This is a genomic window from Verrucomicrobiota bacterium (genome assembly GCA_016871535.1).
GTDB lineage: Bacteria > Verrucomicrobiota > Verrucomicrobiia > Limisphaerales > SIBE01 > VHCZ01.
Map to the genome: position 1 here is coordinate 1 of VHCZ01000167.1, position 13,766 is coordinate 13,766.

At 60.2% G+C, this 13,766-nt stretch carries 12 protein-coding genes, 1 tRNA gene and 4 pseudogenes; 13 read left to right on the forward strand and 4 right to left on the reverse strand.

Annotated elements, in window-relative coordinates; genetic code table 11:
• Positions 1–739: 739 nt before the first annotated feature.
• The 4 genes from FJ398_18875 to hisD all read right to left on the reverse strand — a co-directional run bounded on the left by FJ398_18875 (position 740) and on the right by hisD (position 4,020).
• Positions 740–814, reverse strand: a tRNA-Cys gene (locus FJ398_18875).
• A gap of 212 nt (positions 815–1,026) precedes the next feature.
• Entirely contained in the window at positions 1,027–1,443 is a 417-nt protein-coding gene (locus FJ398_18880; protein ID MBM3839990.1) for a hypothetical protein, read from the reverse strand.
• 88 nt (positions 1,444–1,531) lie between these two features.
• On the reverse strand, positions 1,532–2,665 hold the full coding sequence (gene hisC, locus FJ398_18885) for a histidinol-phosphate transaminase (protein ID MBM3839991.1): 1,134 nt from the start codon (positions 2,663–2,665) through the stop codon (positions 1,532–1,534).
• A 44-nt stretch (positions 2,666–2,709) separates the two neighbouring features.
• Complete coding sequence (gene hisD, locus FJ398_18890; GenBank protein ID MBM3839992.1) at positions 2,710–4,020, reverse strand: histidinol dehydrogenase; 1,311 nt, start codon at positions 4,018–4,020, stop codon at positions 2,710–2,712.
• A gap of 399 nt (positions 4,021–4,419) precedes the next feature.
• On the opposite strand from hisD, the gene FJ398_18895 reads away from it, so the two are divergent.
• The 13 genes and pseudogenes from FJ398_18895 to FJ398_18955 form a co-directional block, all read left to right on the forward strand.
• Positions 4,420–4,650 (forward strand): AbrB/MazE/SpoVT family DNA-binding domain-containing protein, encoded by a 231-nt coding sequence (locus FJ398_18895; protein ID MBM3839993.1) that lies wholly within the window; start codon positions 4,420–4,422, stop codon positions 4,648–4,650.
• Complete coding sequence (locus FJ398_18900) at positions 4,647–5,069, forward strand: type II toxin-antitoxin system VapC family toxin (protein MBM3839994.1); 423 nt, start codon at positions 4,647–4,649, stop codon at positions 5,067–5,069. Before FJ398_18895 ends, FJ398_18900 begins: the two co-directional genes overlap by 4 nt.
• A gap of 15 nt (positions 5,070–5,084) precedes the next feature.
• Positions 5,085–5,633, forward strand: a complete 549-nt coding sequence (locus FJ398_18905; GenBank protein ID MBM3839995.1) for a sigma-70 family RNA polymerase sigma factor — start codon at positions 5,085–5,087, stop codon at positions 5,631–5,633.
• A 421-nt stretch (positions 5,634–6,054) separates the two neighbouring features.
• Positions 6,055–7,342 (forward strand): annotated as a pseudogene (locus FJ398_18910) (serine/threonine protein kinase).
• A gap of 123 nt (positions 7,343–7,465) precedes the next feature.
• A pseudogene (locus FJ398_18915) lies at positions 7,466–7,801 on the forward strand (hypothetical protein).
• A 144-nt stretch (positions 7,802–7,945) separates the two neighbouring features.
• A pseudogene (locus FJ398_18920) lies at positions 7,946–8,191 on the forward strand (serine/threonine protein kinase).
• Positions 8,192–8,299: 108 nt separating this feature from the next.
• Positions 8,300–8,443: pseudogene (locus FJ398_18925) on the forward strand (WD40 repeat domain-containing protein).
• Positions 8,444–8,464: 21 nt separating this feature from the next.
• Positions 8,465–8,710 (forward strand): hypothetical protein, encoded by a 246-nt coding sequence (locus FJ398_18930; GenBank protein ID MBM3839996.1) that lies wholly within the window; start codon positions 8,465–8,467, stop codon positions 8,708–8,710.
• A gap of 580 nt (positions 8,711–9,290) precedes the next feature.
• A complete protein-coding gene (locus FJ398_18935; GenBank protein MBM3839997.1) occupies positions 9,291–9,719 on the forward strand; it encodes a hypothetical protein in 429 nt (142 codons plus the stop codon).
• Positions 9,720–10,279: 560 nt separating this feature from the next.
• Positions 10,280–11,125 carry a LysM peptidoglycan-binding domain-containing protein gene (locus FJ398_18940; protein ID MBM3839998.1) on the forward strand — a complete coding sequence of 282 codons (846 nt, stop codon included), beginning with the start codon at positions 10,280–10,282 and terminating at the stop codon, positions 11,123–11,125.
• 18 nt (positions 11,126–11,143) lie between these two features.
• Entirely contained in the window at positions 11,144–11,953 is an 810-nt protein-coding gene (locus FJ398_18945) for a hypothetical protein (GenBank protein ID MBM3839999.1), read from the forward strand.
• 158 nt (positions 11,954–12,111) lie between these two features.
• Positions 12,112–12,897, forward strand: coding sequence for an ABC transporter ATP-binding protein (locus FJ398_18950; protein MBM3840000.1), 786 nt, complete (start codon positions 12,112–12,114; stop codon positions 12,895–12,897).
• 466 nt (positions 12,898–13,363) lie between these two features.
• Positions 13,364–13,766 (forward strand): hypothetical protein (locus FJ398_18955; protein ID MBM3840001.1); only part of this gene is annotated, 403 nt, incomplete at its 3' end.

The following is a 13,766-nucleotide window of genomic DNA, read 5'->3' on the forward strand; positions in this document are numbered from 1 at the left end:
CGGAAACGGTCGCAAGTTTGCCAAGCGACGTGCCCTGCCGTCGCTGCTGTTTCGCTGCATCTGAGTGTCGGCGGTCGCGGTCATGTTCTCAACCGCGAGTTGTTCAGCTTCAATCAAAGTTTCCATGTGCTGAACCATAATCCACCGGCGCGGGGTTGTCCACATGGGGGCGGCTCAAATGAGACGACACTTTGATGCTTGGTCCGCGTTAAACCTGCGGCAGTCTGGACGATGCCGAGGGCTCACTCTGTGGCGCTTTCCGCTAACGTCGGCTGCGCAGATTTACGGCGAATCTGCCCGATAGAAGCGAAACGCCGAATTTGTCGCGGTTTCGTCAGTGAATTGCACTGTGCCGAACTTATTCGTCACAACGCCCAGCGACAGCCAGTCGGCGAAGTTCGTGGACGCGAGGATTCGGTAGTGTCGCGCCCGCAATGAGGGCAACGTCGTGATCCGTCTGGCTGGCGCAACGCAATCTGCGGTGTTTGGCTTGGTCTTCGGTTTTGTCCGTCAGCAATGCGGAGTCTTGCATGGCTCCAATCTAACGCGCGTTCGCCGACACTCCAAGCAAGTGAGAACAAAAAGTCGCTTTACCACGAAGCGGCGCGCTGACTGCGTTGACAGGCTTGAAAGACCTTGGTTTTCGTTGGACTTGTTAGCAGTCGGCGTTAGCAGTTAGCCTGTTTTGAAGAGTGTCGAAATGCCACAAACCCTTGATGTTATTGATTGGAATTGAGTTTGGAGGCGAGGGTCGGAATCGAACCGACGCATAAGGCTTTTGCAGAGCCCTGCCTTACCACTTGGCTACCCCGCCCTTCCTTCCAGGCGCCCTGAAAGGTAGTGAAGTTTTGCAGCCGCGCAAGTCTGTATTCCATCTCGCATTGCGACTCGGAGGACTCTGAGAGTTTGTTTCAAGTCGCGGTGTCATTCTCTTCTCATGAGGCAACAGACCTCCAGCGACACCAGTGGAGAATGGCACAAACCTTTCAGCAAACGCGGCGACACAATCGGAAAATCCTGCCGACCTCAGCGAATCTTGATTTGCAGAGTGCGAATTTTCGTCCTCAGTTTCCGGTAAAGCGGGTGTTGGCGCAGGTTGGCCAGGTCCGGGTCTTGAGCCAGCCATTTGAAGTCCCGATAGCCCAGATGCAGCGCTCGATTCAGCGCTTCCGCCGCCAACTCGCACTGGTGCGTTAACGAATAGCTGCACGCCAGGTTGTACTGCGCGAATGCATCCTCCGGGCGCAATCTGGCCAGCGTTTCATCTACCTTTAGGCCGTCGGTCAGCCGGCCGCGACGCGTATAATCGTCTCCCAGGATTTGCAGCGCCTCGATATAATTAGGATCGCGGCGAACGACCCCTTCGAGAAATCCTATCTCAATGTCCAGGTTCTGTCGTTGTTGGCGGCTAAGTCGTTTTCTGGCGCTACTCTTCTTCGGCATACACTGCGCAGGCAATCATTGCAAAAGGTCCGTCCAAGTCAAGAGACCGCACGGGGAGTCAACGCGCAGCGTCAAGCCGCGTCCGCCATCATCGGCGGACGATCTCACTCACGGCTTTGAGGAAGGCGGTGGCTTCTCGGTCCGTTCCAATGCTGATTCGCAAATAAGCCTTCACTTCGGGCGACCCGAACCAGCGCACGAGGATTTTCCTGGCGCGCAATTTCGCCAGCCATCGCTCCGCCGGAAAACACGGAGGCCGCGCCAGCAGGAAATTCGTCTGGCTTGGGAACACCTCGAATCCGAGTTCTCCCAGTTCCCGCGTGAGCCGCTCGCGAGTCGCGATCACTTTCCTGAAATTCCCGCGGTAATAAGGCAGGTCACCAAGCGTTGCCAGCGCGCCGATTTGGCCAAGGCCATTTACGTTGTAACTGTCGCGGATCTTATCAAGCGCTTCGATCAAGTCCGGATGGCCCACGAAGTAACCCACCCGCAGGAAGCACAGCGAATAGGCTTTGGAAAAAGTTCGGGCCACAAGCACGTTGGGGAGACGCAACCCCAGTTCGAGCGCGTTCTCGTTCGCGAAATCCACGTACGCTTCATCAAGCACGACGATGCCGCGCTGCGCGCGACACAGCGTTTCCAGTTCGGCGGTCGCGTAGCCGCGCCCGCTCGGAGCGTTGGGCGTCGTGATGAATGTCAGCGCGGCCCGGAAATCCCAACGCTTTCCACGGCGCAAGTCAGCCGCGCTAGGAAGAGCGAAGCGATCGCCCAACGGCACCGCCTTGGCATGCGCTCCGTGGATGGCAGCCAGTACGGGATAAAGCGAGTAACTGGGCGTAAAAAACTGGATGACGCTTCGGGCGCGCTCGGATTTGAGTGGAGAATCAGTCCCGGGCTCCACGAAAGTGCGCGTGGCCAGGGCCAGCAATTCATCGGAACCGTTGCCCACGACGATATTCTCGGGTGAACAGCGGTGAAGCTTCGCCAGTTTCTCGCGCAACTCTTGCGCCGTGGGATTCGGGTAGAGCCGCAATCGCCCGTCCACAGCCGCCTGAATGGCGGCGCGCACTTTCGGAGACGGCGGATACGGATTCTCGTTCGTGTTGAGTTTGATCAGCCCTTGGATCTTCGGCTGCTCCCCCGGGACATATGCATGCAGCACTCGAACGATGGGGCGAACCAGGGATTGCGGATTGCGCAGTGCGGAGTGCGGATTCTTCATCGCCCCTTCAATTGGGTGTTTCACCACTGATTACTCACCACTGATCACTGCTTCCTCCGCCTGCGTTCCATCCGGATCGTGGCTGACCGCGCATGCGCGGCCAGGCCTTCGACTTCGGCAAATTTCTCTACAACGGGAAGGGCCTTCTGAAGAGCGCCCAGAGCGTATTCCACCACGCTGGTGCGGCGTTGAAACTGGTCGACCGTCAATCCGGCGAATGAAGCGCCTGCGCCGCCGGTCGGCAGGACATGACTTGGGCCGGCCACGTAATCGCCCAGCACTGTAGGCGAGTTGGCGCCCAGGAAGATTGCGCCGGCCGTTTTGAGTTGTTCCGCCACGGCGGCGGCGTTGCGGGTCATGATTTCGCAATGTTCGGGAGCGAGTTGATTGGCCAGGGCGATGGCGTCGTTCCATTGCTTCACCTGAATCAGGCAGCCCGAATTCTCCAGCGCGCGGCGAATAAAATCTTTCCGCGGCAATCGTGGAAGCTGCCGGGCGATTTCGCTTTGAACCGACTTGAGCAACCTCGCGGAAGGCGTCACCAGCCAGACCCGCTCGTGGCCCGAACCATGTTCGGCCTGCGCCAGCAGGTCCGCCGCAACGTAACGCGCGTCCGCGGTGTCATCCGCCAGCACCAGAATCTCGCTCGGTCCAGGCAGCAGATCGATGGCGACGTGGCCGAAGAGCAGGCGTTTGGCGGCGACGACGTAAGCGTTGCCGGGGCCGAAAACTTTTTGCACGCGTCGAATCGTTTCAGTGCCGAACGCCATGGCGGCAATCGCTTGCGCGCCGCCGACGCGGTAAGTCTCTGTGGCGCCTGCCGCGTTCAAGGCGAACAGCAGCGCCGGATTGAGGGCGCCGGTTTTGTCGGCCGGCGTGCACACCACGATCTCCGGGCAACCGGCGACTTTCGCGAGCGTGATCGTCATGAGGGCGGTCGAAGCCAGCGGCGCAGTCCCTCCGGGGATGTAGATGCCGACCCGTTGGAAGGGATCGAACTTTTCTCCCACCCTGCCGCCATGCCCATTGCGCACAGACCAGTTCTTTCGCAAGGATCGGCGGCTAAAGGATTCGATGTTCTTCCGCGCCGCGTGCACGGCTTGCCGCAGAGCCTCGTCCGCTTTGAGCGACGCACTCATCAGTTCCGCGGTCGTGACTGGCAGTTGCTCGGCGCGCAGCTTTGCGCCGTCGAAGCGCTCCGTGAATTCAAGCAGGGCCTGGTCGCCGCGCGTCTGGACGGCGTCGATGATCCGCCGGGTTCGATGTTCGATGAGCGGATCGAACAAACTGGACGGGGCGGTGAGCCGGCGCACTTGATGAGCGAAGTCTGCGTCCGTGTGGCGAACAATTCTCATTGGCCGAGGACGCTAGAAGAACGGTCGCCAAAAGTCAAAACGTGCCCCGCTTTGGGTAGTGTCTTAACTTCGAGTTGCGGAGCGCGACTGGGTCTAGACTCCGTCGCTGCACCTTACACGAATCTGGGACGGCGATTCGCCAATCCCAAGGGGATTGCGTCCTCCAGCCCAGGGTTGCGAGGAACGAGCTACTCTGGGTGAAGCTTCGCGGCGCGTGCGAACCCCGCGCCAGCGTCTTGGATTGCGGTGATGCAGCGGCAGTGAAATCACCGCTTTCGCTGGGTAAATTAGGCGTCTTCTACTTCGAAACCGTCGTCCTGAAACCATCGCTCCGCTGGTGAAAAGCATGACGTGCGACTGACGACTTGACGGCGAGCGCGAGTAAGCAATACTTACCGCGTGACAGCGACACTTTCCAGTCGAGGCCAAATTGTCATTCCGCAACCGGTGCGCGAACGATGTGGGTTGCGCGCCGGTGACCATTTTGTCGTTGAGGACCAACCGGAGACGCAGGTAGTGACGCTGCGCAAGGTCAAGAATCGTGGCGACTGGTTCAGTGTTTACATGGAGTGCCCGCACTCGTTCGAAGTGCCGCCGCGCCGCCGGCAGTTTTACCGCCGCAAAACATGAGCTGGCTGGTGGACACCGACCTGCTCAGCGAGCGCACCAAGCCGCGGCCGGATGTGAAGGTGCTGAAATGGCTGGAGGAAAACTCCGCGGACATCTACACCAGCAGCCACGTCATCGGAGAACTCCAGGCCGGCATTTCGCTGCTCGCGGAGGGGGCGAGAAAGCGGGCCTTGCAAGCCTGGCTCAACCGTCTCATCGAAGCGATGGAAGGAAGGATTTTGAATTTCAACAGCACCGTCGCAACTGTCTGGGGCCGGCAGGAAGCCGAGTTCAGCAAGAAAGGTTGTTTAATGCCGATGCCAGACAGTTTCATAGCGGCCACGGCGCGCCGACACAATTTGACCATTGCCACGCGGAATGTCGGAGATTACGCGCGACCTGGCCTGAAGGTGATGCATCCAACGGAGAGCGCCGATTGAACTTACCACTCCGCCGTGAGCGACGTGACCCGACTGTTGAATGCCGCCGAGCAAGGCGATCCGAAAGCCGCCGATGAACTCCTGCCGATGGTTTATGAAGAATTGCGCCGTTTGGCGGTTTCAAAGATGTCCCTGCAACCCGCCGGGCACACATTGCAGGCCACCGCGTTGGTGCATGAAGCCTGGCTCCGAATCTCCAAAGAAAATTATCGTTGGGAAAACCGCCGTCATTTCTTCGCCGCCGCTTCCGAGGCCATGCGCCGGATTCTGGTGGACCAGGCCCGCCGCAAACAGCGGCTGAAACGCGGCGGCCCGCAAGAGCGGTTGAGCCTCGATGAGATCGACATCGCTCTCGAGACGGAACCCGAGGAACTGTTGCGCGTGCATGAGGCCTTGGAAAAACTCGCCGCCGAGGATGCGCTCAAGGCCGAACTGGTCAAACTGCGGTTCTTCGTCGGCCTGGGAATCCCTGAGGCCGCAGAGATCCTCGGCATTTCCCCCACGACGGCGAAGCGGCATTGGACCTTTGCACGGGCCTGGCTTTACGACGAGCTGAAGTCCTGACGCCCGCGTCGAGTCGTATGGAGCGTGGCAAAAGTACGTGCACCCCTCCTCAGGAACCTGATTCAACCACGGATTACACAGATCACACGGATAAAGCGGCTTCCCCATCAGTGAAATCCGCGAAATCCGTGGTCCAAAAATCACTTCAGAGTTTCCGTGCGCGAAGTATTGCTTGGGCGAATTCTCTCCCTGCCCTCCCCCGCGCTGCCGAATGCGAAGCTGGTGAATAGCGTGGGGAGAGGGATCAAGGGTGAGGGGCGATTCGCAATTGTATGCAGAAACTTATGCAAAGACCCATAGTAGCAGCCTCCTTACGTCGCCTGCTACGCCGTTGGCGATCGGCTCCCATAAAATTTGCCGCCAGCCGGTCCTTTTTTGCGCCGATGACGTGTTGTAGGTTGGAACATCAAATAGGACTTTTATGAAACTCTCCGACGCTGAGGCGATCTTCCATCAGGCCCTTGAACACGAGGCCGGTGAACCGCGGGCGGCCTTCGTCGAACGAGCCTGCGGTCAGGATGGCGAACTGCGATCCAAAGTGGACCGGCTACTGCGGGCGCACGAACAAGCCGGTGACTTTCTTCCGACCAGGGCCGCCGACGAATCGCCTCTTTCCGAAGGCCCCGGCACACAGATCGGGAAATTCAAAATCCTCGAGCAGATCGGGGAAGGCGGCTTCGGGGTGGTCTATATGGCCGAGCAGAAGGAGCCGGTGCGCCGCCGCGTGGCCCTCAAAATTATCAAGCTGGGGATGGACACCAAACAAGTCGTGGCCCGCTTCGAGGCCGAGCGGCAGGCCCTGGCGATGATGGATCATCCCAACATCGCCCGCGTGTTAGACGGCGGTTGCACCAAGAGCCCTCACCCGGTCTTCGACCACCCTCTCCCATCCGATGGGAGAGGGGAGGGTGAGGGAACTCCGCACTCCGCACTCGGCACTCCGCGTTTCAGCGCCGGTCGCCCTTACTTCGTGATGGAACTCGTTAAAGGGCGTCCGATCACGAAGTTTTGCGACGAAGAGCGGCTTTCCACGGTCCAGCGGCTGGAGCTGTTCATCTCGGTTTGCCGAGCCGTCCAACACGCCCATCAGAAGGGCCTGGTGCATCGCGATCTCAAACCCTCGAATGTGCTGGTGAGCTACGTCGATGGCCGGCCCGTGCCCAAGATCATCGACTTTGGCATTGCCAAAGCCATGCAGCACGATCTCACGGACAAGACCGTGTTCACCCGGTTTTCACCAGTTCATGGGCACCCCGGCCTACATGAGTCCGGAGCAAGCCGGGACGGACAGCGCGGACATCGACACGCGCAGCGACATCTACAGTCTGGGCGTGATGCTCTACGAACTCCTCACCGGCCGGACGCCGATGGATGCCCGCGAAATTGCGAAGGCTGACTACGAGGAAATCCGCCGCCAAATCCGAGAAGTGGAGCCGCTGCGCCACTCGAACCGGATCAGCACCCTCGCGGCCCCGGAACGCACGACCGTGGCCCGAAGCCGGAACGTGGACCCGGCCAAGCTTAGCCGGTTGGTGCGCGGCGATCTGGACTGGATCGTCCTCAAAGCGATGGAAAAGGATCGCAACCGCCGCTACGAGACCGCCAACGAATTTGCCAGGGACATCCAGCGTTATCTCGACAACGAGCCCGTGACCGCCCGGAAGCCGAGCCTTGGTTACGTCTTTCAAAAGTTCGCCCGCCGGCACAGGGCAGCCTTGGCCACCACCGCCTGCTTCCTGCTACTGCTAACAGTGAGTGCCTGCGTCTCTGCCGCTCAGGCGATCAAGAACAAATCGCTCTTCACCGCCGCCGAAGAGGCCAGGCTGAACGAGATGACCGCCAAGGAACGGGAGAAGGAACTGCGCCGCATTGCTGAAACCGAACGCGATCGCAGCCAGCGCCTCCTCTATACCGCCAACATGAACCTGGCCAAGTCGGCCTGGGACGATGCCAGAGTTAGTCGCGTCGCTGAGCTCCTGGACCAACACCGGCCCGGGCCGGGTCAACTCGACCTGCGCGGCTTTGAATGGTTTTATTTGGATCATCTCCGCCAGAGAGCCTTGCTCACATTGAAAGGGCACACCAAGGGGGTCTATGGCGTGGCGTTTAGCTCGGACGGGAAACGGCTGGCGTCAGCCAGCGGGGACAAAACGGTGAAAATATGGGACTCTCTAACCGGTGACGAAGCGCTCACATTGGAAGGACACGACAAAGGAGTCAACGGAGTCGTGTTCAGTCCGGACGGCAAGCGACTGGCGTCGGCAAGCTCTGATCAAACCGTCAAACTGTGGGATGCTACAACTGGTCAGCAGATGCTCACGCTGAAATGGCTCGGCGCCGGCGCCTTGGGCGTGGCATTTAGCCCGGACGCGAAACGATTGGCGACGGTGAACGGCGAGCTGGGAAAGGCAGGGGACGTGAAAGTGTGGGATGCCATCAACGGAGAGTTGTTGCTCACACTGAAAGTGCAAAGCCGGGGCGTGGGGAGCGTGGCGTTTAGTTCCGATGGGAGACGGTTGGCGTCTGCCAGCGGCGATCAGACAGTGAGCGTATGGGACATCACCACCGGCCAGGCGGCACTCACGCTGAAAGGGCACAGCAGCGGGGTGGGAAGCGTGGCGTTCAGCCCAGACAGCAAACGGCTAGCATCGGCCAGCGGGGATCAGATGGTGAAGTTGTGGGACGTCGCGACGGGGCAGGAGATGCTTACATTGAAGGGACACACCGGCTACGTTATAAGCGTAGCGTTCAGTCCCGATGGGAAACGCCTAGCGTCGGCAAGCCATGATGGGACGATAAAGGTTTGGGACGCGGCGACCGGTCGGGAGACGCTGACTCTGAAAGGACATTCCGCTGAGGTCTGGAGCGTGGCGTTCAGCGCAGACGGAAGACGGTTAGCTTCAGCAAGCTGGGACCAAACAGTAAAGGTGTGGGATATCGCGACCGGTCAAGAGACGCTCACGCTGAAGGGGCATGCCGCTCCAATCGTGAGCGTGGCATTTAGTGCGGACGGGACGCGGCTGGCCTCCGCCATCCTGGATGGAACAGTGAAGGTCTGGGACGCCCGGCCGCGCTAGGAACCGGAAGCTCGATAAGCGAGAAGGCAGCTTGCCTTTGATGACCCGCCTCGAACGATTGGCATCGCCTGCTCAGGAGACCCGGCCCCCGCACTTCCGCGAAATTTCTCAGCCGCGAAGAGGCGCGAAAAGGCACAAAAGGGGGGAGTATCTTTTTGCGCCTTTTGTGCCTTTTTGCGGCGCATCCTCCGTTGCGACTTGGCCGCGGAGTCGATCCCACAGACTCATCAACAAGCCGCTCTCTCTTCGCGTTCCTTCGCGTTCCTTCGCGGTTCAACTCCGGTTTTCAGGTGCGCCCTGGAAAAAGCAGTTCAACCATAGAGAGCACAAAGAACACAAAGCAGGCTTCTATCGTGCAGGACCGATTCGCCCTGTGGGTGGATTGGGCTAATCGTTCAGCTCGCACTGCACATCGTCAAAATTGCTCTCGAACGGCGACGAAATTCTTGACCGCGGATTTCACGGATTGCACGGATCAGGAGCCGGACAGCATCCGTGTAATCCGCGGTCAATTCCTTGGTTGTGGCTTCGCCGCGCCGCGCTCTCTGTGGCTAGCCAACCGCCGTTTTGAGGTTAACCAGTGACAACGCCATTCACCGTTGCCGTGGTCAACGACGATGCCGCGCTGAAGCGAACGCTTTTGCATTCGGCGGCTTGCCGTCACGCCGGGCTCCGTGTTTCAACCTATTCGGCAGCGGAGGCCGCCATGGCGGACGCGCGCCTTGGTCGATCGGATTTCATCTTGATTGACCTGGAGATGCGGCGGGGAGCGGCGTTGGGGATGGGCCGACAAACAGATCGCCTGCCGCCTGGCAATCGCGGCGACGACGGTGAACGATCATTTGAAGAGGGCGTTTGGCAATGGGCTGCCTTGTTCGCATTCAACCGATCCAACTCGTTCAACCAAAGACAGGAAAAACATGGGTCGGCAGTTCTGATCGGGTTAGACCGGTCCTCCTTGGGAATGTTCACGATCCGCGTTCAGAGACTTGGCCGGTTCAAGAAGTAAAGGAACAGACTGAACAGGGCGGAGACGATCAACCCGACGGCGATGGCCCACCGGACGAACTGGGCGTGGCGCCGCCGATTGGAGCGCCCCATGCCTGGGAGGAGATAGTACCGGTGTTCTTCTTTGTTGCGTCTTGAGCGGAACACAGTTCTGAACGCGTGCTTTATAGCTTCGCTTAACGCTGCGGAGGGCAGCCCCAAGGCTCGCCATCCAGTCTAAGGTTATCGTATCGCAAGTTGCTGTGAAGGCAAACCGAAAGGCAGCATATCCCCGCAGTGAACGCCGGTGGGGCGAGGACTCCCGCCGCGCCAATCGCCATCGACGCACGGCTCGGCGGGAGTCTCGCTCGTCCTCGCCCCACCGGCGTTTGCGGAGCGGTTACAGGGCAGCAATGCCCCTGAAATTTCGAGAAGATTCACGTGGAGTGGCTGGCGGCGACGAAGATCGGCAGACCGGCAGGTCTGCCCTACCGGTTTTTAGTGACCGTATCGGGCCACGTCCCTGCGCACTCCTGCCGCTCACGCATTGCACCCGCTCGGCGCTTAGTTTAGCTTCGCGACATGACAAATTTGTCGGCAGCTTGCCGATTTCAGCGAAACCCGACGCACCAAATCCGAATCCCGAAGCCCGAAGCCTTTGGACGCCGGGTTCTGCGGCTGGCTTCCGTGTTCCTGGCAGTTCTGCTGGGTTTCAGCAGTTGCTCTCCAATTTCCGGAGTGCACGAGGGCGAGGAGAAAAACCCGCACTACCTGGCCGGCAAAAGCCGCGTCAATAGCATGGATTACACGGGCGCCATTGAAGCGTTCGAGAAAGCGCTGGAAACGAATCCGCACTCCGCTTCCGCTCATTTCGAGTTGGGTTTGCTGTACGAACAGCGGATGAACGACTACGCCACGTCGATTTACCATTACCAGAAACACCTCAAGCTGCGGCCCAAGTCCAACATGGCGGAAAGCGTGCGCCAGCGCATCGCCTCGTGCAAAGTCGATCTCGCCAAGAGCGTCGCCTTCTCGCTCGTGAACCAGCAGGTCCATTCGCAACTGACTCAACTCACCACCGAAAACGCCGCGTTGCGGGAAGAAATCCAGCTCTGGAAAAACCGGCTGGCTCAGGAAACGTCGCTTGCGAGCAATCGGACGGTCCAGGCGGCAAATTCTCCCCCGGCCAATCCCGTCGGCAACGCGATCAACCGCTCTCCAACGCCTCCGGAGCGCGTGCTGCCGGCGGCCACGCCGCCGATTCAAGCGCGGCCGGCTGCGACCACGAAAACCCACGTGGTGAAACGCGGGGAGACTTTCGCTGCGATTGCGCGAGAATATGGACTGCCTCTGCCCAAACTGCTGGCGGCGAATCCAAGCGTGGAACCGCGAAGGCTCCGGGCGGGGCAAACGATCACCGTTCCCTGAGCGGAATCCTGCACGCGCATGCTCAACCGGATCGCTTTCGCGCTCATTCTGCTCTTCTGGCTCGTCATGAACGCACTCCTCTGGCGTTCTGAATTTCGCGGGCAAGATGAACTGAGCAGCGCGGTGCCGGTCGAGTTGGTCTGGAAAAGAATTCTCACCGCGCCCGATGATTCGGCTTTGGAAATCTCAATCGGGCAACAAAAGGTGGGCTATTGCCGCTGGCGCGCCAACATTGGCGAAGAATTGGCCACGGGCAAAGTAGCCACGGAAGAATCGCAGCCGGAAGGAATGGTCGAGCGCCTCACCGGCTACACCATCGACGTCGAAGGCAACTTGATCCGCCTGGAACCCGGTGGCCGATTTCGATTTGAGTTTCACGCCGGTTTCACGGCTGCCCACCGCTGGAAAGATTTCACCGTTCGGATCTCGGCCCGGCCACGAACTCTGGAAATCAAAGGGTCCGCCGCGTCGGAAGACCTCCACGTCACGTTCACGGACGGCCAGGCGAAATGGGAACGGCGCTGGCCCTACGCGGATTTGGCAGACGCCACGGCGCTAGGCCGCGAGTTCGGCTTGTCCTGGCCGGAGGATTTGGGAGGCGCGTGGAGTTCTTTCATCAACCTCAAAGACGTCGCGCTGGGATTGCGGTGGACGGCCCGGAAGGATTGGCTGCAAATCGGCAGCTCCAAGACCCGAGTGTATCGTCTGCAAGCGCGGTTGTTCGATCGCTATCAGGCGGTCGTGGTCGTCAGCCGGGTCGGCGAAATCCTGCGCGTCGAACTCCCGGGCGGCGCGGTGCTGGTGAACGACGCCCTAATCAATTTGTAGGAACGCGTTTTGAAAATGCCTTTTGGGTGGAACAGGCCACTGGCCTGTTGCGGCAGGCTGCCAGCCTGCCGCAATGTTCGGCGGCAAGTTGCCGCCGAAAACGGGCTGGCAGCCCGTTCCACCCATTTCAAAACACGCTCTGACCAAACTAAGACCGCATGGTTGAGCTGATTGATCTGGTCAAACGATTTGGAGAACTCACCGCCGTGAATGGCGTGCAGCTCGCGGTTCGGCGCGGGGAGTTCTTCGCGCTCCTCGGTCCGAACGCAGCCGGCAAAACCACGACGATCAAAATGATCGCGGGCCTGATGAAGCCGACATCGGGGACGGTGCGCGTCGCCGGTTTCGACGTGCAGGCCAAACCGCTGGAAGCGCGCCAACGTCTGGCCTACGTGCCGGATTTTCCGTTCTTGTACGAGAAACTCACGCCCTGGGAATTTCTCCGCTTCACCGGCCAGCTTTTCCAAATGACCGAAACGCGCATCCAGACGGCGGCGAGGGAACTGGTGGCGCGGTTCAACCTGGAACCTTATCTGGCGAAGCCGATCGAAGGACTCTCTCACGGCACGCGCCAGCGCGTCGCGATTGTGTCGGCCTTGTTGCACGATCCCGAAGTGTTCGTCATTGACGAACCCATGGTCGGACTGGACCCGCAACATGCGCGCGTGGTGAAGGACGTGCTCAAGGCGCGGTCGCTTGCAGGCATGACGGTTTTCGTTTCGACACATCAGCTCAGCGTGGCGGAAGAAATGGCCGACCGGATCGGGATCATGCACCAGGGCCGGTTGATTGCGCTGGGCACGCGCGAGGAACTGCGCCGGCAAAGCGGGGCGTCGGGAGCGCTGGAGAGGATCTTCCTGGCGCTGACGGCTCAAGACGCAGCGAGCGCGCCGGCGAGGGCGCAGGTTCCGTCAGAAGAATTCGTGAGAGGATCGAGGTCATGATCCCTTCCCATGAAGCGCTCCTCCGGACCGTGGCCTTTAGGCCGCTTCAACGCTGGAGTCCGGAGAGTGCGCGGAAGCAGCCTGAAGGCTGCGGTCCGCACGGTTTTCGGTTCGAGGGACGAGTGCATGGTTCTGAGGCCAAGAAAGCTTCCCATGAAGCAGCCGGGTAGGGCGAGCCTGTCCCCAGCGAGCCGGTCCACACGTATTCCAAGCACGTGGCGCGGCTCGCCGGGACGGACTCGCCCTACCGGCGATCGGTTCTGGGCCGTGTGCAAGGTTCCCAGACCAAGGGAAAACAGGAAAGATTGTTTCGCACCCTCCAGGAAGACTTTGAGGCGCGGCTCGATCCAGCGCCAGAGCCGTCGATTGAGTTCCTCGAGGCTGTGAACTGGAGTCCGAATACCATCAACGCGCCCACCGCGGACCGGACGGCCAATCTCCGGCCCAACGCTTCACCGAGCGCGCCGTGGCCTTGCGCCTGGCTGATCTGCAGACCGATTGGCTGCGCTTGTTCCTGACCCGCGCCCAACGCCGCGTGCGCCTGGACGCCACCATCGGTCTGGAAGGCCACGTGTGGGAAGTGCCGGTCCACTTGCGCGGGCGGCTCGTCGAACTGCGTTACGACCCCTTCGGCTGGGAACGGGTCGAAGTCTGGCTCCTCTGGGAGCCCCGGCGTCCCCGCCGGCGTGTCGGGTTGCCGAAAGATAGCGGGAATTGGCCGACAAGGATGTCGGCGCTCCCGCTCAGAGCGTGTCCGAAAATTCCGCGGGGTCCTGTTTTCGCGCCAAAGGCCGGATGGCGAGGCGCAACGAAGGAGAATATCCTCCCTGGATCTTCGACTGAGGAGCAACGAAGCCAGGCGGCCTTTG

Bases quoted from the DNA above. Each gene is read 5' to 3' on its own strand.
- FJ398_18900 (MBM3839994.1), top strand. From the start codon at position 4,647: ATGAGCTGGCTGGTGGACACCGACCTGCTCAGCGAGCGCACCAAGCCG.
- FJ398_18940 (MBM3839998.1), top strand. From the start codon at position 10,280: ATGACAAATTTGTCGGCAGCTTGCCGATTTCAGCGAAACCCGACGCAC.
- hisC (MBM3839991.1), bottom strand. From the start codon at position 2,665: ATGAAGAATCCGCACTCCGCACTGCGCAATCCGCAATCCCTGGTTCGC.
- hisD (MBM3839992.1), bottom strand. From the start codon at position 4,020: ATGAGAATTGTTCGCCACACGGACGCAGACTTCGCTCATCAAGTGCGC.
- FJ398_18950 (MBM3840000.1), top strand. From the start codon at position 12,112: ATGGTTGAGCTGATTGATCTGGTCAAACGATTTGGAGAACTCACCGCC.
- FJ398_18880 (MBM3839990.1), bottom strand. From the start codon at position 1,443: ATGCCGAAGAAGAGTAGCGCCAGAAAACGACTTAGCCGCCAACAACGA.
- FJ398_18945 (MBM3839999.1), top strand. From the start codon at position 11,144: ATGCTCAACCGGATCGCTTTCGCGCTCATTCTGCTCTTCTGGCTCGTC.